This is a genomic window from Streptomyces sp. AB3(2024), from assembly GCF_041862025.1.
In the GTDB taxonomy this organism is placed as follows: domain Bacteria; phylum Actinomycetota; class Actinomycetes; order Streptomycetales; family Streptomycetaceae; genus Streptomyces.
On record NZ_JBGWAB010000084.1, the window covers coordinates 1 to 21,508 of the forward strand.

At 71.7% G+C, this 21,508-nt stretch carries 14 protein-coding genes; 7 read left to right on the forward strand and 7 right to left on the reverse strand.

All coding sequences use genetic code 11. From position 1 onward, the window contains the following. Positions 1-146: 146 nt before the first annotated feature. The 7 genes from ACEPPI_RS27135 to ACEPPI_RS27165 form a co-directional block, all read right to left on the reverse strand. Positions 147-1,199: an ABC transporter ATP-binding protein gene (locus tag ACEPPI_RS27135; RefSeq protein ID WP_373917892.1), complete on the reverse strand. Its 1,053-nt coding sequence runs from the start codon at positions 1,197-1,199 to the stop codon at positions 147-149. Then, the gene (locus ACEPPI_RS27140; protein WP_356223150.1) at positions 1,192-2,244 is read right to left on the reverse strand and encodes an ABC transporter ATP-binding protein; all 1,053 of its coding nucleotides are present in this window, start codon (positions 2,242-2,244) and stop codon (positions 1,192-1,194) included. Before ACEPPI_RS27140 ends, ACEPPI_RS27135 begins: the two co-directional genes overlap by 8 nt. Before the next feature lie 13 nt (positions 2,245-2,257). Then, positions 2,258-3,223, reverse strand: a complete 966-nt coding sequence (locus ACEPPI_RS27145) for an ABC transporter permease (protein WP_373917893.1) — start codon at positions 3,221-3,223, stop codon at positions 2,258-2,260. Beyond that, positions 3,216-4,160, reverse strand: a complete 945-nt coding sequence (locus ACEPPI_RS27150; protein ID WP_373917894.1) for an ABC transporter permease — start codon at positions 4,158-4,160, stop codon at positions 3,216-3,218. Before ACEPPI_RS27150 ends, ACEPPI_RS27145 begins: the two co-directional genes overlap by 8 nt. 93 nt (positions 4,161-4,253) lie before the next feature. Continuing rightward, positions 4,254-5,876, reverse strand: a complete 1,623-nt coding sequence (locus ACEPPI_RS27155; RefSeq protein ID WP_373917895.1) for an ABC transporter substrate-binding protein — start codon at positions 5,874-5,876, stop codon at positions 4,254-4,256. Between the two features lie 448 nt (positions 5,877-6,324). Beyond that, a complete protein-coding gene (gene typA / locus ACEPPI_RS27160; RefSeq protein ID WP_373917896.1) occupies positions 6,325-8,229 on the reverse strand; it encodes a translational GTPase TypA in 1,905 nt (634 codons plus the stop codon). 335 nt (positions 8,230-8,564) lie between these two features. Further along, entirely contained in the window at positions 8,565-10,934 is a 2,370-nt protein-coding gene (locus ACEPPI_RS27165; protein ID WP_373917897.1) for an ABC transporter family substrate-binding protein, read from the reverse strand. Positions 10,935-11,292: 358 nt separating this feature from the next. Between ACEPPI_RS27165 and ACEPPI_RS27170 the strand changes: the two genes are divergently transcribed. From ACEPPI_RS27170 to ACEPPI_RS27200, 7 genes are all read left to right on the forward strand, one after another. Further along, positions 11,293-11,514 carry a hypothetical protein gene (locus ACEPPI_RS27170; protein WP_373917898.1) on the forward strand — a complete coding sequence of 74 codons (222 nt, stop codon included), beginning with the start codon at positions 11,293-11,295 and terminating at the stop codon, positions 11,512-11,514. A gap of 92 nt (positions 11,515-11,606) precedes the next feature. After that, on the forward strand, positions 11,607-12,431 hold the full coding sequence (locus ACEPPI_RS27175) for a hypothetical protein (RefSeq protein WP_373917899.1): 825 nt from the start codon (positions 11,607-11,609) through the stop codon (positions 12,429-12,431). Between the two features lies 1 nt (position 12,432). Beyond that, positions 12,433-14,334: a fumarate reductase/succinate dehydrogenase flavoprotein subunit gene (locus ACEPPI_RS27180; RefSeq protein ID WP_373917900.1), complete on the forward strand. Its 1,902-nt coding sequence runs from the start codon at positions 12,433-12,435 to the stop codon at positions 14,332-14,334. After that, complete coding sequence (locus ACEPPI_RS27185; protein ID WP_356223172.1) at positions 14,331-15,113, forward strand: succinate dehydrogenase/fumarate reductase iron-sulfur subunit; 783 nt, start codon at positions 14,331-14,333, stop codon at positions 15,111-15,113. Before ACEPPI_RS27180 ends, ACEPPI_RS27185 begins: the two co-directional genes overlap by 4 nt. A gap of 73 nt (positions 15,114-15,186) precedes the next feature. After that, positions 15,187-18,573, forward strand: coding sequence for a protein kinase (locus tag ACEPPI_RS27190; protein WP_373917901.1), 3,387 nt, complete (start codon positions 15,187-15,189; stop codon positions 18,571-18,573). A 43-nt stretch (positions 18,574-18,616) separates the two neighbouring features. Further along, on the forward strand, positions 18,617-20,710 hold the full coding sequence (locus ACEPPI_RS27195; RefSeq protein WP_373917902.1) for a TPM domain-containing protein: 2,094 nt from the start codon (positions 18,617-18,619) through the stop codon (positions 20,708-20,710). A gap of 68 nt (positions 20,711-20,778) precedes the next feature. Further along, complete coding sequence (locus ACEPPI_RS27200) at positions 20,779-21,498, forward strand: PspA/IM30 family protein (RefSeq protein WP_373917903.1); 720 nt, start codon at positions 20,779-20,781, stop codon at positions 21,496-21,498. Positions 21,499-21,508: the final 10 nt, after the last annotated feature.

Consider the following 21,508-nt stretch of genomic DNA (forward strand, 5'->3'; position numbering starts at 1 on the left):
CACCCCGACGCCCCCCACACCCCCACCCCCCCCCCCCCCCCCCCCCCCCCCCCCCCCCCCCCCCCCCCCCCCCCCCCCCCCCCCCCCCCCCCCCCCCCCCCCCCCCCCCCCCCCCCCCCCCCCCCGGGACGAGCATGCGGAGGGGGTCAGACGGCCAGGACGGCCTTCTCCTCCGCGAAGTGGCACGCCGACTCGTGGGCGGCCGGGGTGTTCACGCCCTGGAAGCGCGTCGGGATCGCCAGCAGCGGCTCCTCCGTGGCGCACTTCTCCTCGGCCTTCCAGCAGCGGGTGCGGAAGCGGCAGCCCGAGGGCGGGTTGGCCGGGGAGGGGACGTCACCGGTGAGGATGATGCGCTCGCGGGCCTCGCGGACCTCGGGGTCCGGCACCGGCACCGCGGACAGCAGGGCCTGCGTGTACGGGTGGGTGGGGTGCTCGTAGATCTCGGCGTCGGAGCCGATCTCGGCCATCTTGCCCAGGTACATGACGCCCACGCGGTCCGAGATGTGCCGGACGATCGAGAGGTCGTGCGCGATGAAGACGTAGGAGAGGTTGAACTCGTCCTGCAGCTTCCCCATCAGGTTGATGACCTGCGCCTGCACCGACACGTCGAGCGCGGAGACCGGCTCGTCGCAGATGATGATCTCCGGGTTGAGCGCGAGGCCGCGGGCGATGCCGATGCGCTGGCGCTGGCCGCCGGAGAACTGGTGCGGGTAGCGGTTGATGTACTCGGGGTTGAGGCCCACGACGTCCAGGAGTTCCTGGACCTTGCGGCGCCGGTCGCCCTTGGGAGCCACCTCGGGGTGGATCTCGAAGGGCTCCCCGATGATGTCGCCGACCGTCATGCGCGGGTTCAGCGAGGTGTACGGGTCCTGGAAGACCATCTGGATGTTGCGGCGGACGGCCTTCAGGGCACGGCCGGACAGCTTGGTGATGTCCTGGCCCTTGTAGAAGACCTCGCCGGCGGTGGCCCGCTCCAGGTTCATCAGCAGCTTGGCGACGGTGGACTTGCCACAGCCGGACTCGCCGACGATGCCGAGGGTCTCGCCCTGGTACAGGTCGAAGGAGATCCCGTCGACGGCCTTGACCGCGCCGACCTGCTTCTTGAACAGGATGCCCTGGGTCAGCGGGAAGTGCTTGACCAGGTTGCGGACCTGGAGGATCGGCTCGCGCTCGGGGGCGTTCTTGGTGAGCTCAGCCATGGATCTGCTCCTTCCAGAAGTGGCACGCGCTGCCGCGGCCGGGCAGCTCGCTGCCGTCGCGCTCGGTCACCTGGTGCAGGACGGGCACGTCGGTGCGGCAGACGTCCTGCGCCTTGGGGCAGCGCGGGTTGAAGGCGCAGCCCGAGGGGATGTTGAGCAGGTTGGGCGGCAGGCCCTTGATCGCGTAGAGCTCCTGGCCCTTCTGGTCCAGGCGCGGGATCGAGTCGAGCAGACCGCGGGTGTACGGATGCGCCGGACGCTTGTAGATCTCGTGGACCGGGGCGTTCTCGACGATCCGGCCGCCGTACATGACGGCGATCTTGTCCGCCACGTCGGCGACGACGCCGAGGTCGTGGGTGATCAGGATCAGACCCATGTTCATCTCGCGCTGGAGCTCCGCGAGCAGGTCCATGACCTGGGCCTGGACCGTCACGTCGAGGGCCGTGGTCGGCTCGTCGGCGATGATCAGGTCGGGCTCCAGGGCCATCGCCATGGCGATCATGATGCGCTGGCGCATACCGCCGGAGAACTGGTGCGGGTAGTCGCCCACGCGCGCCTTGGCGGCGGGGATCTTGACCCGGTCCATGAGCTCGACGGCCTTGGCCGTGGCGTCCTTCTTCGACATCCCGCGGTGCACGCGGAACATCTCGCCGAGCTGGGCGCCGACCGTGTGCACGGGGTTCAGCGAGGACAGCGCGTCCTGGAAGATCATGGCGATCTTCTGGCCGCGGATCTTGCGGAAGTCCTCGGCCGGGAGCTTGAGCAGGTCCTGGCCCTGGAACAGGATCTCGCCGTGCGGGATCTTGCCGGGGGGCATGTCGAGGATGCCCATGATGGCCTGCGCCGTCACGGACTTGCCCGAGCCGGACTCGCCGAGGACGGCGAGGGTCTCGCCGGCGTTCACCGAGTACGAGACACCGTTGACGGCCTTGGCGACGCCGTCGCGGGTGTGGAACTCGACGTGCAGGTCGCGCACTTCGAGCAGGGGGGTCCCCTCCGGCGCCGAACGGGGCGCGGGGACGTGTGAGGTCTTGTCGATAGTCAACGTACGCCCTTCCTCAGCGCAGCTTCGGGTCGAGGGCGTCGCGCACCGCGTCGCCGACCATGATGAACGCGAGCACGGTGATGCTCAGCGCGGCGGCCGGGAAGAGGAGCACGTGCGGTGCCTGCAGCCAGCGCACGGAGGCGTCACTGACCATCAGGCCCCAGGAGATGCCGGGCGGCTGGACGCCGATGCCGAGGTAGGACAGCGCCGCCTCCGCACCGATGTACACACCGAGGCTGATCGCACCGACCACGATGACGGGGGCGACGGCGTTCGGCAGGATGTGGCGCATGGTGATGCGCCACGTGCCGGCGCCGAGGGCGCGGGCCGCGACCACGTAGTCGTTGTTCTTGTTCTGCAGCACCGAGGACCGCATGATGCGGAAGATCTGCGGCCAGCCCAGCGTGGCGAGCACGATGGACACGGTCCAGGCGTTGCCCTTGCCGAGGCCCGACATGATCAGCATGCCGCCGAGGAGCAGCGGGATGGCGAAGAAGATCTCGGTGAAGCGGGACAGCAGGCTGTCGACGAGGCCGCCGACCCAGCCGGCCAGCAGACCCAGCGCACCGCCGACGACGATCACCAGGGTGGTGGTGACGACACCGACGATGATCGAGTTGCGGGCCGCCCACACGGTACGCGTGTAGACGTCGCAGCCCTGGACGTCGAAGCCGAACCAGTGGTCGGCGCTCGGCTTCTTCAGGGAGTCCTGGAGCTGGCAGGCACCGGCGGTGAACGGGCTGCCCGGCGTGAACCACTGCGGGACCGCGGAGAGCACGATCAGCAGCAGGACCAGCGCGGATCCGATCAGGAAGATGGGGTTGCGGCGGAGGTCGGAGACGGCGTCGGACCAGAGGCTGGCCTCGCGCTCCTTCTTCTGCTTCTTGCCGGGGGTGTTGCCGACCGTGCCGCTCGTGGAGGGCGCGCCGGCGGTCTTGGTGTCGGTCAACTCGTCCCCCACCGTAGTTGTCTCACGCATAGCGGATCCTCGGGTCGAGCACGGCGTACAGCATGTCCACGATCAGGTTGGCGACCAGGTACACGATGATCAGGAGCGAGACGACGCCCACGATCACGGTGCCTTCCTTGCGGTAGACCGACTCGGCCAGCAGGCCGCCGATCCCGTGGATGTTGAAGATCTTCTCCGTGATGACCGCGCCACCCATGAGCGAGCCGAGGTCGGCGCCGAGGAAGGTGACGATCGGGATGAGCGCGTTGCGCAGCGCGTGACGGCCCACGACACGGCTGCGGGGCAGGCCCTTCGCGGTGGCGGTGCGGACGTAGTCGGCGCGCATCGTCTCCATCAGGCTCGTACGCGTCAGTCGTGCCACGTACGCCAGCGAGGTCGAGGCGAGCACCAGGGCCGGGAGCAGGTAGGCGCGGATGCCGTCGTTCTCGTTGAAGGAGACGGGGAAGAAGTCGATGCCCCAGCTGTTCTTCAGCTGGACGCCGAGCGTCAGCTGAAGGATGAAGCCGCTCACGAAGACCGGGATCGAGATGACCAGGAGCGTGGACAGCAGCACGAGCTGGTCGAGGAACTTGCCGCGGCGCAGGGCGGCCATGATGCCGGCCAGGACGCCGACGACGGCCTCGATCAGGAAGGCGACGATCGCCAGGTTCATCGTGTAGGGGAAGGCTTCGGTGATCTTGTCCCAGACGGATCGTCCGGTCAGGGTCTCGCCGAAGTTGCCCTGGAACAGGTTGGAAATGTAGTTCCAGTACTGCGACAGGAACGAGTCGTTGAGGTGGTACTTCTCGCGAAGCATCGCCGCGACGAGCGGGTCTGCCTTCTTCTCTCCGGCCAGTGCCTGAATCGGGTCACCGGGGAGCTTGAAGGACAGCCAGTAGATCAGGAACGTGGCACCGATCAGAACAGGGATCGCCTGTATGAGTCGGCGGATGAGGTAGCGGCCCATCAGACCTCCAGCAAAGAACAGGGGGAAAGGGCAGGCAGACGGAAACCTGATTCCGTCTGCCCGCCCCCGGGTTCCCCTACGTGAAGAGGGGTGTTAGTTGAGCTCGACGTTCGCCAGGTCCATGCGGCCCTGGGCGTCGACCTCGACGTTCTTCACGGACTTGGAGTAGGCCGAAGAAGACATGTAGGTGAAGATCGGGATGTACGGAAGGTCCTTGATGATGATGTCATCGGCCTTCTGGTACAGCTTCAGACCCTCGGCGGGGTCGGTGGCCTTGTCGGCCTCCGCCATGGTCTTCTCGAACTCTTCGTTCTTGTAGTGGCCGTAGTTGGAGCCGTTCTCGATGGCGACCTTCGAGAACACCGGGCGGAGGTAGTTCTCCGCCGCCGGGTAGTCCATGGACCACGCCATGCGGAACGCGCCCTTGTACTTCGAGGCGCCCAGGTCGTCCAGCAGCTCGCCGAACTTGGCGAACGGCTTGGCGGTGACCTCGATGCCGAGGTTCGCCTTCAGCTGGTTGGCGACGGCCTCGATCCACTCCTTGTGGCCGCCGTCGGCGTTGTAGCCGAGCTCCATCTTGTTGCCGGGGATGCCGCCGGCCCGGTCGAAGAGCTCCTTGGCCTTGGTCGGGTTGTAGGTGCCGACCTCGCCCAGCGCGCCCTTGCGGTAGCCCGGGATGATGGGGCTGATGAAGTCGTCGGCCGGCTTGCGGGTGCCGTTGAAGATGGTCTTCGTGATGGCGTCCCGGTCGATGGCCATGGAGATGGCCTGACGGATCTCCACCTTGCCGAACGACTCGGGGTTCTGCTCCAGCGGGAGACCGATGTAGCCGACGGCCGACTCGGGCTTGTAGATGTAGCGGTCGCCGAACTCCTGGGAGACGGTGGCCATCGCCGAGATCGGGAGCTTGTCGACGATCTGGATGTTGTCCGAGCGCAGGTCGTTGTACGCCGTGTCCAGGTTGTCGTAGATCTTGAAGGTGACGCCCGCGAGCTTGGCGCGACCCTCGGCCGGGTACTTGTCGAACCGCTTGACCTTGATCTGCTTGTTGTGGTCCCAGGCGCCGTCCATCTGGAAGGGGCCGTTACCGATCGGGCTCTCGCCGAACTTCTTGGCGCCGTCGGTCTCGAAGGCCTTCGGCAGCGGGTAGAAGGCGTTGTAGCCCAGCATCGTCTTGAACTGGGAGAACGGCTCCTTCAGCGTGACGGTGAAGGTGCGCTCGTCAACGACCTTGAGGCCCTTGAGCTCCTTGGAGGTGGGCTTCTTGTCCTTGCCCGGCGCGAGCTCCTCGGAGCCCTCGATCTTCGAGAAGAACGGCATGCCCTCGGCGGCGTTGTCCTGGTTGGCGCCCCAGTTCCAGGCGCGGACGAAGGACTGGGCGTCGACCTTCTCACCGTTGTGGAAGGTGAGGCCGTCCTTGACCTTGATGGTCCAGGTCTTCGAGTCGGTCGTGTTGATCGACTCGGCGGCGGCCAGCTTCGGCTCGTTGGTCTTGTTGTCGTAGTCGACCAGACCGGTGAAGAGCGCGTGGAGAACCTCGGCGCCCTCGGACTCGGCGGTGTTCTGACCGACCAGGCCGTGCTGCGGCTCGCCGAGCACCACCGTGATGTTGCCGCCCTTGCCGCCGGCCTCGTCCTTGCTGGTGCTGCAAGCCGTGGCAGCCATCGCCACGATGACGGCACCCGCGACCCACTTGGCGCTCGTTGCTCCGCGCATGGGTATTTGCCTCCTCAGGAGTCACTGTCGATTCGTGAAGGACCCGGGTTCCGCTGACACCCCTGACAGCGAAATCCGGTCCCATCGTGTGTGCTCGTGAGTCGACGCTCCCCACAGCGTGTGACCCATTGACCCGAGCTCAATGGAGCCATCCTCAGGGACGCCCAGACCGTAAACCACACTTAAGTGGTCTCGTTTTCACAACATCACCGCATGGCGAAAACCCGAAATCCGGACAAACGGATAGGAGACAGACACGTGCGAAACGGACGGTTAGCTCACCTTCCGGAGTGTCACGCTCGGAATGCGGACACCAGAACGCAACAATCCGCTTGACAAAAGCGAACAGCCCCTCCCCGCACCGGTCCGGTGCGGGGAGGGGCTGTTTCAGGCCGTACGTCTACGAGTCAGTGTCCGACTGGCGTACGGCTCGCGCCGAACTCGTGTACTACTTGCCGGACTTCGCGCGCGAAGCGGTGCGCGAGCGCTCCTTCTGGTCCAGGACGACCTTGCGGATGCGCACGGCCTCCGGGGTCACCTCGACGCACTCGTCGTCGCGGCAGAACTCCAGGGACTGCTCCAGGGAGAGCTTGCGCGGCGGCACCACGTTCTCGGTGTTGTCCGCGGAAGCCGCACGCATGTTGGTGAGCTTCTTCTCCTTGGTGATGTTCACGTCCATGTCGTCGGCGCGCGAGTTCTCGCCGACGATCATGCCCTCGTACACCTCGGTGCCGGGCTCGGTGAACAGGACGCCGCGCTCCTGCAGGTTGATCATCGCGAACGGCGTGACCGAACCGGAGCGGTCGGCGACCAGGGAGCCGTTGTTACGGGTGACCAGCTGGCCGAACCACGGCTCGTGGCCCTCGTGGATCGAGTGGGCGATGCCCGTACCGCGGGTGTTCGTCAGGAACTCCGTACGGAAGCCGATGAGACCGCGCGACGGGACGACGAACTCCATGCGGACCCAGCCGGAACCGTGGTTCGACATGTTGTCCATGCGGCCCTTGCGGACGCCCATGAGCTGCGTGACCGCACCCATGTGCTCCTCGGGGACGTCGACCGTCATGCGCTCGACCGGCTCGTGCACCTTGCCGTCGATCTCCTGCGTGACGACCTGCGGCTTGCCGATGGTCAGCTCGAAGCCCTCGCGGCGCATCTGCTCGACCAGGATGGCGAGCGCGAGCTCACCACGGCCCTGGACCTCCCAGGCATCCGGACGCTCGGTGTCCAGGACGCGCAGCGAGACGTTACCGACCAGCTCGCGGTCCAGACGGTCCTTGACCTGGCGGGCGGTGACCTTGCGGTCCTTGACCGCGGACTTCGCGTCCGCGCCCTTGCCGCTGCCGCCGCGGCCGACCATCGGGGAGGTGTTCGTACCGATGGTCATGGAGATCGCCGGCTCGTCGACCGAGATCAGCGGGAGCGCGATCGGGTTCTCCGGGTCGGCCAGGGTCTCGCCGATCATGATGTCGGGGATACCGGCGACCGCGCAGATGTCACCCGGGCCCGCCACCTCGGCCGGCTTGCGGGTGAGCGCCTCGGTCATCATCAGCTCGGTGATGCGGACGTTGGACTGGCTGCCGTCACGCTTGATCCAGGTGACGGTCTGGCCCTTGCGCAGCTCGCCCTGCTCGACGCGGAGCAGCGCGATGCGGCCGAGGAAGTTGTCGGCGTCCAGGTTGGTGACGTGGGCCTGGAGGGGCGCCTCGTCGTCGTACACCGGGGCGGGGACGTGCTCCAGGATGGTGGAGAAGAACGGCTCCAGGCTGTCGCTGTCCGCGGGGACGGTGCCGTCCTCCGGCTTGGTCAGCGAGGCGACGCCGTCACGGCCACAGGCGTAGACGATCGGGAACTCGATCTGCTCCTCGGTGGCGTCCAGGTCCAGGAAGAGGTCGTACGTGTCGTTGACGACCTCGTCGATCCGGGAGTCCGGACGGTCCGTCTTGTTGATGCAGAGGATGACCGGCATGTTCGCCTGCAGGGCCTTGCGCAGGACGAAGCGGGTCTGGGGCAGGGGACCCTCGGAGGCGTCCACCAGCAGGACGACGGCGTCCACCATCGACAGACCGCGCTCGACCTCACCGCCGAAGTCGGCGTGGCCGGGGGTGTCGATGATGTTGATCGTGATGGGCGCCCCGCCGTCCTTGGGGTGGTACTTCACCGCCGTGTTCTTGGCGAGGATCGTGATGCCCTTCTCACGCTCCAGGTCGTTCGAGTCCATCATGCGGTCGTCGAGGTGCTGGTGGGCGGCGAAGGCACCGGCCTGCTTGAGCATGGCATCGACGATGGTCGTCTTGCCATGGTCGACGTGGGCGACGATGGCGACGTTACGGATGTCGTGGCGCGTGGGCACTTCGGCGCTTCTCCCGGGATCGTGGATGGCGTCGCGTACGGCCTGGCACGCGCGCCTCGACCGGGCGGAAAACCTGCCACGGCCTTACCCCATCCTACGTCGGTTGGCGGGAACCGCCTGCCGGGGGGTCTGTCAAGGGGCCGGACGACTGAGCACGGCCGGGTTCGGGGTGGGGAGTCCCGGCCGTGGGAGAAGCCTGTGTTCCTGCGGGTCAATGGGTATCAACGACCTTGCCCGCCGGGGATCCGGCGGGCAAGGGAATTGAGTCACATCTGAGCTAGTGACCCGTGGGTCAACCTGCCAGGCCCCGCTTTTTCACCACTTGTTCGGCGCGGCTACTTCTTCTTCGCGTCCTTCTCGGTCGGCGGCTTCATCCAGCCGATGTCCTGGTACCGCGGGGCCCCGAGCCCGAACGCCCCGGCGTTGGCCAGGCCGGGCTTCACGGCGACCAGCTCGGGGCGCTGGTAGATCGGGATGGAACCGGCCGCGGCCCAGATCCGGGCGTCCGCCTTGCGCATCAGCTCCCGGGCCTGCTCCTCGTCCAGCTCACCGGCCGCCTGGTCGAACAGCTGGTCGATGTGGTCCGTGCCCACCCGGGTGTAGTTCTGCTCGACGACGAGCGAGCCGTCCGCGGCCGGCTCCGGCTTGGCGAAGATGGGGCGGGCGTCGGTGGCGGGGTAGGCCGTCGCGGGCCAGGAGTAGAGCGCCAGGTCGTACTGGCCCGAGGCCACGTGGTCCTTGAAGAAGCTCTCGTCCGCGACCTTCTTCATCTCGGTGGCGACACCGATCGTCTGGAGCATCCGGGAGATCCGGTCGCCGACCGTCCGCAGGGCCTCCGAGCCGGGCCCTGCCGGGAGGACGAAGCGCAGGGTGAGGGGCTTGCCGTCCTTGGCGAGGACGGCGCCGGAGGTGCGGGCGGCCTGCTTGGCCGGGGCGGGGGCCGGGGTGGCCCGTGCGGGTTCCTTGTCGTCGGCGCCGTTCCCGGCCGGCCCGTCCGCGTCGGCCGCCGCGCGCTTGGCGTCGTCGAGGGTCCGGGCCTGGGTCAGCAGCGCCTCCTCCTGCTGGGCGGCGAGGGAGCCGGGGGCGAGCACCGGGGAGGGCTGCTCCCGGCGGGCGCCCGGCGCGAACCGGTCCGCGTCGGCGATCTCCCCGTCGAAGCCCTGCGCGGGGCCCTCGGGGAGACCCGCGGCCGCGTGCCCGCCGTGGGCACCGTGGGCGGCGGCGCGGCGGGGAGCGCCGCCCCGGCCGTCGTCCTGGCCGACGATGTAGAGGCCGTCGTTGCCGGTGCCCGGTCCCGCGGGGGTCTTGGAGTCGTCCTTGTTGCTGTCGCTCTCCGAGCCCGCCTTGGCCCCCGCCGGGTCGGTGAGCTTGCCGTTCTTGCGCCAGCCCGCGTCCGAGAGCAGGGCCTGCGCCGCCTGGGGGTCCAGGCCGCCGAGGGCGTCGCTGTTGTCGGCGTACGCCTGCTGCCCGGCCAGGGCCAGGTGGCTGCCGACCGGCTGCGCGGGCAGGCCGAGCGGCTTCAGGACGATCTCGGCGAGTTCCTTGCGGTCCAGGGCGCGGGCCACCGCACGCCGGACCCGCTCGTCGGACAGCGGGCCGGAGGCGCCGTTCATGGCCAGCTGCGTGTAGGCGGGCTCCAGCGACTTGCGGACGGCGAAGGAGCGCAGCGCCGACTGCTCGTCGGCGTACTTCGTGACGGCCTGCGCGTTCTTCTCGCGGCTCTCCTGCTCCTCCTTCGCCTTGGTCTCGTCGGAACCGTGGGCGAGCGCCCAGGAGAGGGTGGCCTGCGCCGGGGTGAGGTCGGCGGCGGGGCCGTGCGCCCCGTTCACCTGGCCGGCGTCGCGGTGGGCGAGGGCGATCCGGTCGGCGCCCGCGCGGTCGATCTCGGCCAGGTCGATCTTCCCCGCGGCCAGCGCGGCCGGGCGGGCCGCCCGGGGCACGGCCGTCAGGACGAGGGTGTCCAGCTTCGCGGCCCGTCCCCACCAGCGCGGGTTGCGGGTCAGGGCCGCGGTGCCGGACTTCTTGTCGATGGCCCCGAGGCCGAAGGGGCCGGCGGTGACCTTGAGGGCGCCGCGCGCGCCCTCGTTGAAGGCCTCCGGGGTGCCCATGACCTGCTTCGGGTAGAGCGGCCCGAACAGGGAGCGCCAGTCGCCGTACGGCTTGGCGAAGGTGACCTTGACCTCCAGGTCGTTCTTCCCGCGCTCGATCTTCTCGATCCGGTCGTAGCCGGCGTTGCGGGCCGTCCAGTACGCCGAGTCCTTGCCGTTCAGGGCCCGCCACTGGGCGACGAAGTCGGGGGCGCCGATCTCGCGGCCGTCGCTCCACACCGCCTTCTGGTTCAGCTTGTACAGGACGACCTGCTTCGGCTCGCGCTCGACGACCTCGGCCTTCTCCAGGTAGTCGGGATTGGCCACCGGCCGGCCCTTGGCGTCCAGCACGAACAGCTGCGGCAGGACCGCCCCCGCGATCCGGCTGGTGGTGGCGTCGGCGTCGGCCTGGAAGGTGTTCAGGGTGTCCGGCAGGGAGTCCACCGCCCAGCGCAGGACTCCGCCGTCGACGACCCGGTCGCGGGCCGTGACCGCGATGTCCGGTGCCGCGGCCGCCGACCCGCCCTCCTCCTCGGCCGCCCCGCACCCCGCGAGGAGCGGCAGCGCAAGGACTCCCGAGGTGAGGAGCGCCAAAGACCTGCGCGTTCTCTGGGTCATGGGTGGTACCTCCGGGGCGGGGCGCGGGTGGCCGTGAAAGATGGGGTCTTGATCACGTTCGGCGGTATATGGAGCTGATCACACTGGTGCCGGATCCCCACTGAAATAGACGGCCGCCCGGCTCCTCAGGAGCGGCCCCTCGCCACGCCGCGAACCCCACCCGTGCGGACCAATCCGGCTTGCGCGCGGGCGCGCGTTCCCCCGGGGGAGGGACGAAAATGGGGGCAGGGAGGGGCGCACGGTTCGCGCCTGCGCGCCCGGAATCGCTGCACGTCCCTTCACAACCGGGGACGGGAGGCGCGACACTCGCAGGCGCCCGGAAGCGTTGCCACCGCACCCGCGGAAGTGAGGTCACGTCATGTCCCTGCAAGACGATCTGACGGCCGTACGACGCAATCTGAACGAGCTGGTCCGCTCCGTGGAGCGGCTGGAGCAGGACGTCGCACGACAGTCGCCGGCCGCTCCCAAGACCCCCGAAGCAGGCCGGATGGTGTCCGTCCCGGACACCCCGTACGACAGCACGCTGTGGACGGACACCGACGACGAGGGCCTCGGCGCCCGCGACCGCCGCGCCCCCTGACACACCCCTGCCGTCCGCGCACTCCCCATCTGGCCCGGCCGCCCCGGCCGGGCCTCCTGGGCCACCCCTCATCACTCCACCCGGAGTCCCCTTTGGCCACAGGCACGGAACCACACCGACAGCGGCCCGGCGGGGTCCACGACCCCTCCCGGGCCGCCATCGCGGCCCGGCACCTGCGCACCGACCGGTGGTGGCTCTCGCCCGCCGGCACCGCGGCGGGGCTGCTCGCCTTCATCCTCTACTCGACCTGGCGGGCCTTCTCGAACGCCGACTACTACGCGGCCCCGTACGTGTCGCCGTTCTACTCGCCCTGTCTGGCGGAGAACTGCGTCCCGATGCGCGGCGGCCCCAACCTGGACCTCTTCGGCAGCTGGTGGGGCCTGTCCCCCGCCCTGCTGATCCTGGTCTTCCCGCTCGGCTTCCGGCTGACCTGCTACTACTACCGCAAGGCGTACTACCGGGGTTTCTGGGCCTCGCCGCCCGCCTGCGCCGTCGCCGAGCCGCACGCCTCGTACACGGGCGAGACCCGGTTCCCGCTGATCCTGCAGAACGCGCACCGGTACTTCTTCTACGCCGCGGTGCCGGTCGCCGGGATCCTCACGTACGACACCGCGCTGACCTTCCGCGACGGGCACTACGCCTGGGGCCACATGGGCCTGGGAACCCTGCTGTTCCTCGTCAACATCGTGCTGATCTGGGCCTACACGCTCTCCTGCCACTCCTGCCGGCACATCATGGGCGGCCGCCTGAAGCACTTCTCCAAGCACCCGGTGCGCTACCGGCTGTGGGGCTGGGTGAGCCGGCTCAACGCCCGGCACATGCAGCTGGCCTGGGCCTCCCTGATCAGCGTCGCCCTGTGCGACTTCTACGTGTACCTGCTGGCCAGCGGCACCGTCACCGACCCGAGGATCTTCTGAGATGGCACAGGTGGAACGGCAGCAGTGGGACGTGGTCGTGGTGGGCGCGGGCGGCGCCGGGCTGCGGGCCGCGATCGAGGCGCGCGAGCGGGGCGCCCGTACGGCCGTGATCTGCAAGTCCCTGTTCGGCAAGGCCCACACGGTGATGGCGGAGGGCGGGATCGCCGCCTCCATGGGCAACGTCAACGGCCACGACAACTGGCAGGTGCACTTCCGCGACACGATGCGCGGCGGGAAGTTCCTCAACCAGTGGCGGATGGCCGAACTGCACGCGAAGGAGGCCCCCGACCGGGTCTGGGAGCTGGAGACCTGGGGCGCGCTCTTCGACCGCACGCCCGACGGCAGGATCTCCCAGCGCAACTTCGGCGGCCACGAGTACCCGCGCCTCGCGCACGTCGGCGACCGGACGGGCCTGGAGCTGATCCGCACCCTCCAGCAGAAGATCGTCCAGCTGCAGCAGCAGGACTTCAAGGAGTACGGGGACCACGAGGCCCGGCTCAAGGTCTTCCAGGAGTGCACGGTCACCCGGGTGCTGAAGGACGGCGCCCGGGTCTCGGGGACCTTCTGCTACGAGCGCGAGAGCGGCCGGTTCTTCGTGCTGGAGGCCCCGGCGGTGGTCCTGGCCACCGGCGGGATCGGGAAGTCGTTCAAGACCACCTCCAACTCCTGGGAGTACACGGGCGACGGCCACGCGCTGGCCCTGCTCGCCGGGGCCCCGCTGCTGAACATGGAGTTCGTGCAGTTCCACCCGACGGGCATGGTCTGGCCGCCCTCGGTGAAGGGGATCCTCGTCACCGAGTCCGTGCGCGGCGACGGCGGGGTGCTGCGCAACAGCGAGGGCAAGCGGTTCATGTTCGACTACGTCCCCGACGTGTTCAAGGAGAAGTACGCCGAGTCCGAGGAGGAGGGCGACCGCTGGTACGAGGACCCGGACCACAACCGGCGTCCGCCCGAGCTGCTGCCCCGCGACGAGGTGGCGCGGGCCATCAATTCCGAGGTGAAGGCGGGCCGCGGCTCCCCTCACGGCGGGGTCTTCCTCGACGTGTCGACCCGGATGCCGGCCGAGAGGATCAAGCGGCGGCTGCCGTCGATGTACCACCAGTTCAAGGAGCTGGCGGACGTGGACATCACCGCCGAGCCGATGGAGGTCGGCCCGACCTGCCACTACGTGATGGGCGGGATCGCCGTCGACTCGGACACCGCCGCCACCGTCGGCGTACCGGGGCTGTTCGCGGCCGGCGAGGTGGCGGGCGGCATGCACGGCTCGAACCGGCTCGGCGGCAACTCCCTGTCCGACCTGCTGGTCTTCGGCCGCCGGGCGGGACTGCACGCGGCCGGGTACGCGTCGGGCGGCGGGGAGCGGCCGGCGGTCTCCCGGGAGCAGATCGACGCGGCCGCCGCCGAGGCACTGGCCCCCTTCCACGCGGCGGAGGGCGCGGAGAACCCGTACACGCTCCACCAGGAGCTGCAGACGACCATGAACGACCTGGTCGGCATCATCCGCCGGGAGGCGGAGATGGCCGAGGCCCTGGAGCGGCTCGCCGCGCTGCGCGTGCGGGCCGCCCGCGCCGGGGTCGAGGGGCACCGGCAGTTCAACCCCGGCTGGCACCTGGCCCTGGACCTGCGCAACATGCTGCTGGTCAGCGAGTGCGTGGCCCGCGCCGCCCTGGAGCGGACCGAGAGCCGGGGCGGGCACACCCGGGAGGACCGCCCCGCGATGGAGCGGGAGTGGCGTCCGGTCAACCTGCTGTGCCGGCCGGTGGATCCGCCCCCCGTCGATCCGGCCGCCGACCGGATCGTCCTCACCCACGTCCGGACCGAACCCGTCCGCCCGGACCTGCTCGCCCTGTTCGAGAAGGAAGAGCTGGCCAAGTACCTCGCCGAAGAGGAGCTCTGCGAATGACTGGCTACGACGCACGCTTCCGGGTCTGGCGGGGTGACGCGGAGGGCGGATCGCTCAGGGACTTCACCGTCGAGGTGCACGACGGGGAGGTGGTCCTGGACATCGTCCACCGGATCCAGGCGACGCAGGCGTCCGACCTCGCTGTGCGCTGGAACTGCAAGGCGGGCAAGTGCGGTTCGTGCAGCGCGGAGGTCAACGGGCGGCCCCGGCTGATGTGCATGACGCGGATGTCCGTCTTCGCGCGGGACGAGACGGTCACGATCACCCCGCTGCGCGCCTTCCCGGTGGTCCGGGACCTGGTCACGGACGTGTCCTTCAACTACGCCAAGGCGCGCGAGGTTCCGGCCTTCGTGCCGCCGGAGGGGGTCGCGGCGGGCGCGTACCGGATGCAGCAGGTGGACGTGGAGCGCTCGCAGGAGTTCCGCAAGTGCATCGAGTGCTTCCTGTGCCAGGACACCTGTCACGTGGTGCGCGACCACGAGGAGAACAAGGCGGCCTTCGCCGGTCCGCGCTTCCTGATGCGGGTCGCCGAGCTCGACATGCATCCGCTGGACGCGGCCGAGGAGGCGGGCCTGGACCGCAAGCGCACGGCCCAGGAGGAGCACGGGCTGGGCTACTGCAACATCACCAAGTGCTGCACGGAGGTCTGCCCCGAGGGCATCAAGATCACCGACAACGCCCTGATCCCGCTGAAGGAGCGGGCCGTGGACCGCAAGTACGACCCCCTGGTGTGGCTGGGGAGCAGGATCCGGCGCCGTTCGGATTCCGACCCCCGGTAGTTCACTTCGCGGTTGCACAATGCCCCCTGGGTGAGCGTCGGATGACGTGACGTCAGGGGGCTGTGCGGTGCGGGTGGGGGATCGACTGGCGGACCGGTACCGGTTGGACCGGCGGCTCGGTGCGGGGGGCATGGGCGAGGTGTGGCGCGGCCACGACCTCGAACTCGACCGTGCGGTGGCCGTGAAGGTGCTGCTGGAGGCCGCGACGAACGAGGAGCTGATCGCCCGGTTCCGGCGGGAGGCCACCATCGGGGCGCGCCTGCAGCATCCGGGCATCACCGTGGTGCACGACGTGGGCCGGCACGAGGGCCGGCTGTTCATCGTGATGGAGCTGCTGTCCGGCGAGGACCTGGGGGCGGTGCTGGCCCGGGAGCGGGGCGGGCTGCCGGCCGCCGTCGCGGTGGACCTGGCGGCGCAGACGGCCGAGGCGCTGGCCGCCGCGCACGAACGGGCCGTGGTCCACCGGGACCTGAAGCCGGGGAACCTCTTCCTGCTGCCGGGTGGCCGGCTCAAGATCTGCGACTTCGGCATCGCGCACTCCGCGGACGCGACGGCGGGCTGGACGGTCACGGGGCGGATCTTCGGCACGCCGCCGTACATGGCGCCCGAGCAGTGGCGGGGCGAGCACGTGGACGCCCGGTGCGACCTGTACGCGCTGGGGTGCGTGCTGTACGCGCTGCTGAGCGGGGAGCCGCCGTTCGGATCGGCCGAACCGATGTACGTCCTGATGCGGCGGCACGTGGAGGACGCCCCGCTGTCGCTGCGCGAGGCCGGGGCGGCGGTGACCCGGGAGCTGGACCGGCTGGTGCTGGCGCTGCTGTCGAAGGCACCGGCGGACCGGCCGGAGTCGGCGGAGGCGGTGGCGAAGGCACTGCGGAGCCTGCCGGTGGCGGTCGCCCCGGGGGGCGCGGTCCCTGGCGGGGGCGGTACGGGAACCACGGCGGCGACCGGCGCTCCGGCCGATGCCCCGACCCGTGCCGGGAGCCGGGGCCCGGACACCGTGGCGGCCGGAACCGAAGCCGGGGCGCGCTCCGGGGCACGGGCCCCGGGCGATGACCACGCCGGGCCGGAGGCCGGCGGCGGGCCGGACCCGCACGGGACAGCGGGCGTACCCCGGGCCGCAGACCGGCCGGAGGCCCTGGACGGGCCGGAGGCGGACGGGACAGCCGGCGGGCCGGAAGTGAACAGGGCGGCGGGTGGGGCCGCCGGTGTGCCGGAGGCGGGCGGGGCCGCCGGTCAGCCGGAGGCGGGCAGGGCCCCGGGCCTGCCGGAGGCCGTGCGGGAGGTCGTACGGGAGCTGCTGCTGGAGGCGGAGGAGACGCTGGTCTCCCTGCCGCCCGGCGCCGGTGACGTCCGCACCGAGGGGCTCGCCCTCGCGGCGGAGGCCGCGGCCCGCTTCGACGCGGGCCTGGCGAGCCGGCTGCTGAAGGACGCCGAGCTCTGGGCGTGGACCGACGGCGACGGCGACGGCGCCCGCATCGCCGCCCTGCTGACGGGGCTGGCCCGGCGGATCTCCCGGGACGCCCCCCGCCGCACCGAACGGGTGCTGACCGACGCGCAGCAGGCGTTGTTCACGGTGTCCGGTCCCGCCCGCGCGACCCGGCTGCGCAAGGTGGCGGAGGAGCTCGCGGCGGTGGCCCCGGAGCGCGGTGTCCGGCTGGCCGAGCGGCATTTCGCGGGGAGCTCCGCGGAGGAGGCCGTGCTGGCCCGCGCGGTCCTCGCGAGCGCCCCCACCGATCCCGCCCGCGCCGAGCGCTACCTGGCCCGGATCAGGAGCGCCGCGGTCCGCGCGGCCACCGAGTCGAAGTCCGTCACGGCCGTGGCCCGGCACGACCTGGCCGCCGCGCTGCGCCTGGCCGGCCGGGTCCCGGCGGGCGGGGCGCGGGTGCGGGCACTGTGCCGGGTGGCCGGCGAACGCTCCGCCGTCGGGGACCGGGCGGGCGCGGCCGAGGCTCTCGGCGCGGCGGAGCGGGCCCTCGCGGAGCTGGTGGCGGGCCGCCCGGACGGGCTGCCCGAGCAGGCCTCGCGGCACACCGGCGGGGGTGGCGCCGCGCGGCTGCGCGAGCGGGCGGACGCCCCGCGCCGGCCGGACGTGCCCGACACCGGCGACGAGGAGGTGGACACTGCCCGCGCGGCCCTGGAGGCCGCCCGGGAGCTCAACGACCGGGGCCGGGGCTCCGTGCTCCGCCCGGCCGGCGCCCGGGAGCGGGCGACCGCCGCGCGCGGGCTGGCCGGGGCCGCCGAGCGGGGGCGGGAGCTGGCCTGGATCGCCAGGGACTGCACGGCGGGCGCGCCCTGGCTGGCCGGGGCCGCGTCCGATCCCGGTACCCCGCCGCCGCACGGGGTGGCGGTGACCCTGAGCCCGGAGTCCCGGGTGCCGGTACGGCCCGCGCAGCCGGCCGGACCCGGCGCGGAGCGGTGGCGGTCGGGGGTCCGCCCGGAGTCGGTGCACGCGGCCGGGGAGGCCGTGGTGTGGACGGCGGGCGCCGAGGTGGGCGTCGTGGGGGCGGCGACCGGGGTGGCGCGCTGGACGGCCTGGTCCGACGAGGGGGTGGCGGCGCCGCCGCTGCCGGAGCCGGAGCGGGTGTGGTGCGCGGCCGACGCGGACACCGTGTGCGTGGTGGTGGAGTCGGGCGGCGGGCCGTGGGGGCGGCTGGTGGCGCGGGAGCCCTCGGACGGGCGGGTGCGCTGGTGGCGGGAGCTGGACCGGGCCCGCCCGGGTGCGCCCCTCACCCTGACGGGAGCGCTGGTGCTGTGGGCGTCGGAGGGCGGGCTCACCGCGCTGGACAAGGCGTCGGGTGAGCCGGCCTGGCGGCATCCGCTGGCGGGCGACGGCCCGCGCGCGGTGACGGTGGCGGGCGAGTGTCTGATCCTCGGCGACGGCCGGCAGCTGCGGGCGCTGCACCTGCCGAGCGGGGTGCCCCTGTGGTCCTGGCCCCGCGGGTACGGGTCCGGGGGCGGGGGCCGGGCGGTGCCGGACGTACCGGCGGGGGCGGTGCCCGTGCTGGACGGGGGTGTCGTGCGCGCCCTGGACCGGCGCAGGGGCTACGAGCTGTGGCGCTTCGACCCGGGCGCGCCGGCGGCCCGGCTGCTGTCCGCCGACGGGGTGGTGTACGTGGCCGCCCACCGTGCGGAGCAGGGCTGGGACGTGGTGTTCGCGCTGGACGCGGAGACGGGCGCGGTGCGCTGGCAGCGGCCGGTGACCCGGCACGACGGGCCGGAGTGCGCGCTCGAACTGCTCGGCGTGCGGCGGGGCGTGCTCCACGTGAGGTCGCTGCGCGGCGGACGCCGCGGCCTGCTGGGCCGTGCGGCGCCGCCGTTCGTGACGGGCCTGGACCTGGACGGGGGGAAGCCCCGCTGGCAGTGGGACCACGCCGCGCTCGCCGCCCGGCGACCGGCCCTGACCGCCGACACGCTGGCCCTCCCCCTCCCGGAGTTGACGGGCGTCGCCCTCCCGTAGGCTCCGGGTGCGTGGGTACGTAAGCCCCCATACCCTCCCAAATGTGACTGCGTCGAGAACACGCGCAACCGCCGGGATATCCGTACGGACCGGGCTGGCCCTCGCCGCCGCGCTGCTGGCGTTCTGCGGGTGGGGGGTCGCCGGGGCGCCGCCCGCCCGGGCCGAGGATCCCGTCACCCTGTCCGCGCAGGGCCAGATCACCGACCGCGTGGGGGCGCTGGGCGACCGGAAGCCCGCCGTCACGGCGGCGCTGGACAAGCTGTACGCCGACCACCGGATCCAGCTGTTCGTCGCGTACGTGCACGACTTCTCCGGCCGTTCCGCCCAGAGCTGGGCGGACGCCACCGCGCAGAAGAACGGCCTCGGCCAGAACGACGTGCTGCTGGCGGTGGCGACGGGCGCCCGCCAGTACGCCTATTCGGCCGATGTGGACTCCGGTTTCACGACGGAGCAGCTCGCGACGGTCGCCCGCACCGCCATCGAGCCCGCCCTGAGGCAGAACGACTGGGCGGGCGCGGCCATCGGTGCCGCCAACGGCTACGGCGCGGTGCTCGGCGGGCAGCCCGTCCCGGTGCCGACGATCACGCCCGGAGAGCCCGACCCCGGCGGCGGGCAGAGCGGCGCGAGCGGGGCCGGGGACTTCGTGCTGCCGGTGGTCGTCGTCGGCGCGGCCGGGGCCCTGGGGGTGTACGCGTACACCCGTCGCAAGCGCGGCGGGGGCGGCGGACGCGGTACGACGACGGCCCATCCGGGCTGGGACGGCGCCAGGGCGGAGCCGACGCCGCTGCCGGAGCTGGACGGCCGGGCCAAGGCGCTGCTGGTGGAGACCGATGACGCGGTCCGCACCAGCACCGAGGAACTGGGTTTCGCCACGGCCCAGTTCGGCGAGGAGGCGGTGGCGTCCTTCACCGGGGCCGTCGAGTACGCCAAGGACGAGCTGACCCACGCCTTCCGGCTGCGCCAGCAGCTGGACGACGCCTACCCGGAGGACGACGCCACGCGGCGGCGGATGCTGGAGGAGATCGTGGCGCGCTGCACGGAGGCGAACCGGCGGCTCGACGCGGAGTCGGCGGACTTCGACCGGCTGCGTGACCTGGAGAGGAACGCCCCGCAGGCCCTGGCCGCGGTGGAGGCGCGGTTCGGCGCGCTGAGCGGGCGGACGACGACCGCCGGGGCGACGCTCACGGCGCTGGCGGGCCGCTACGCGGACTCCGCGTCGGCGCCGGTCGCCTCCAATGCCGCGCAGGCCGAGGACCGGCTCCTGTTCGCGACCACCCATCTCGGCGAGGCGCGGACGGCGGTCGGCGCCGGGGACAACGGCAGGGCGGCCGTGCACGTGCGGGCGGCGGAGGGCGCGGTGGACCAGGCGGCGACCCTGGTGGACGCGGTCGAGCGGCGGACCCGGGAACTCGCGGAGGCGGCCGGCAGGCTGCCGGGCGCCCTGACCGAGACGGAGGGCGACCTCGCCGACGCCCGCGGGCTGCTCACGGGTACCGCGGAGGGTGCCTCGACCGGCGACCTGCGGGGCCGGATCGGCCGGGCCGAGTCCGTCCTGGCCGACGTGCGCCGGGAGGAGGCGGCCGGCCGCTACGACCCGATCGACGCCCTGCGCCGGATCGAGGAGGCCGACGCGGCCCTGGACGAGGCGCTGGCCGGGGCGCGCGAGCGGGAGAGCGGGCGCCAGCGGGCGGCGGCCCTGCTGGACCAGGCCCTGTTGTCGGCCCGCAGTGCGATCGGCGCGGCGACGGACTACGTCACCACCAGCCGGGGCGCGGTCGGCAGCCGGGCCCGCACCCGGCTGGCGGAGGCACAGCGGCACCTGGAGCGGTCGGCGTCCCTGGCCGGCCAGGACCCGGCGGGCGCCCTCGCGGAGGTGCAGCGGGCGGACTCCCTGGCACGGGAGGCACAACAGCTGGCGGAGCAGGACGTACGGGGCTACCGGAACCCGTACGCCGACGGGCGCTCGGGCGGCGGCCGGGGCGGGGCGGTGCTCGGCGGGATCATCCTCGGCGAGATCCTCCGCGGCGGCGGGGGCTTCGGCGGCGGGCGGGGCGGCGGCGGGGGCGGCGGCAGCGGCCCGGGGTCGTTCGGCGGGGGCGGCACCCGGGGCCGGATGGGCGGTGGCGGCCGCTTCTGAACCCGCGTGGCGGCGGACGCAGGACACAGACCCCTCACCCTCACCGATCCCGTCAGGAGAGACCCGTCATGAGCAAGCAGACCATCCTCGGCCGTGTCACCCAGCTCGCCAAGGCCAACATCAACGCCCTGCTGGACCAGGCGGAGGATCCGCAGAAGATGCTCGACCAGCTGATCCGTGACTACACGAACAACATCTCGGAGGCCGAGCAGGCGGTGGCTACCACCATCGGCAACCTGCGGATGCTGGAGGCCGACCACAAGGAGGACGTGGACGCCGCGGCCGAGTGGGGCGTCAAGGCCCTCGCGGCCAGCCGGAAGGCGGACGAACTGCGGGCGGCGGGGTCCACGCCGGACGCCGACAGGTTCGACAACCTCGCCAAGGTGGCCCTCGGCCGGCAGCTGCGGTCGGAGAAGGAGGCGCGGACGGCGGAGCCGGTCATCGCCGCCCAGACGGAGGTGGTGGACAAGCTCAAGGCGGGCCTGGACTCGATGAAGGAGAAGCTGACGGAACTCCGGGCCAAGCGTGACGAGCTGGTGGCCCGCGCCAGGACGGCGCAGGCGCAGAACACGATGCTGGACGCGGTCAAGAACATCGACGTCATGGACCCGACCAGCGACCTCAACCGCTTCGAGGAGAAGGTCCGCCGCGAGGAGGCCATGGCGCTGGGCAGGCAAGAGCTGGCCGCCTCCTCCCTGGACGCCCAGTTCGAATCGCTGGAGGACCTGGGCAGGACCTCGGAGATCGAGGCCCGCCTCGCCGCGCTCAAGGCCGGCGAGGCGGCGTAGCCCGGCGCGC

Coding starts and splice junctions, on each gene's coding strand:
- ACEPPI_RS27135 (WP_373917892.1), bottom strand. CDS start 1,199: ATGGCTGAGCTCACCAAGAACGCCCCCGAGCGCGAGCCGATCCTCCAG.
- ACEPPI_RS27145 (WP_373917893.1), bottom strand. CDS start 3,223: ATGCGTGAGACAACTACGGTGGGGGACGAGTTGACCGACACCAAGACC.
- ACEPPI_RS27150 (WP_373917894.1), bottom strand. CDS start 4,160: ATGGGCCGCTACCTCATCCGCCGACTCATACAGGCGATCCCTGTTCTG.
- ACEPPI_RS27155 (WP_373917895.1), bottom strand. CDS start 5,876: ATGCGCGGAGCAACGAGCGCCAAGTGGGTCGCGGGTGCCGTCATCGTG.
- ACEPPI_RS27165 (WP_373917897.1), bottom strand. CDS start 10,934: ATGACCCAGAGAACGCGCAGGTCTTTGGCGCTCCTCACCTCGGGAGTC.
- ACEPPI_RS27170 (WP_373917898.1), top strand. CDS start 11,293: ATGTCCCTGCAAGACGATCTGACGGCCGTACGACGCAATCTGAACGAG.
- ACEPPI_RS27180 (WP_373917900.1), top strand. CDS start 12,433: ATGGCACAGGTGGAACGGCAGCAGTGGGACGTGGTCGTGGTGGGCGCG.
- ACEPPI_RS27185 (WP_356223172.1), top strand. CDS start 14,331: ATGACTGGCTACGACGCACGCTTCCGGGTCTGGCGGGGTGACGCGGAG.
- ACEPPI_RS27200 (WP_373917903.1), top strand. CDS start 20,779: ATGAGCAAGCAGACCATCCTCGGCCGTGTCACCCAGCTCGCCAAGGCC.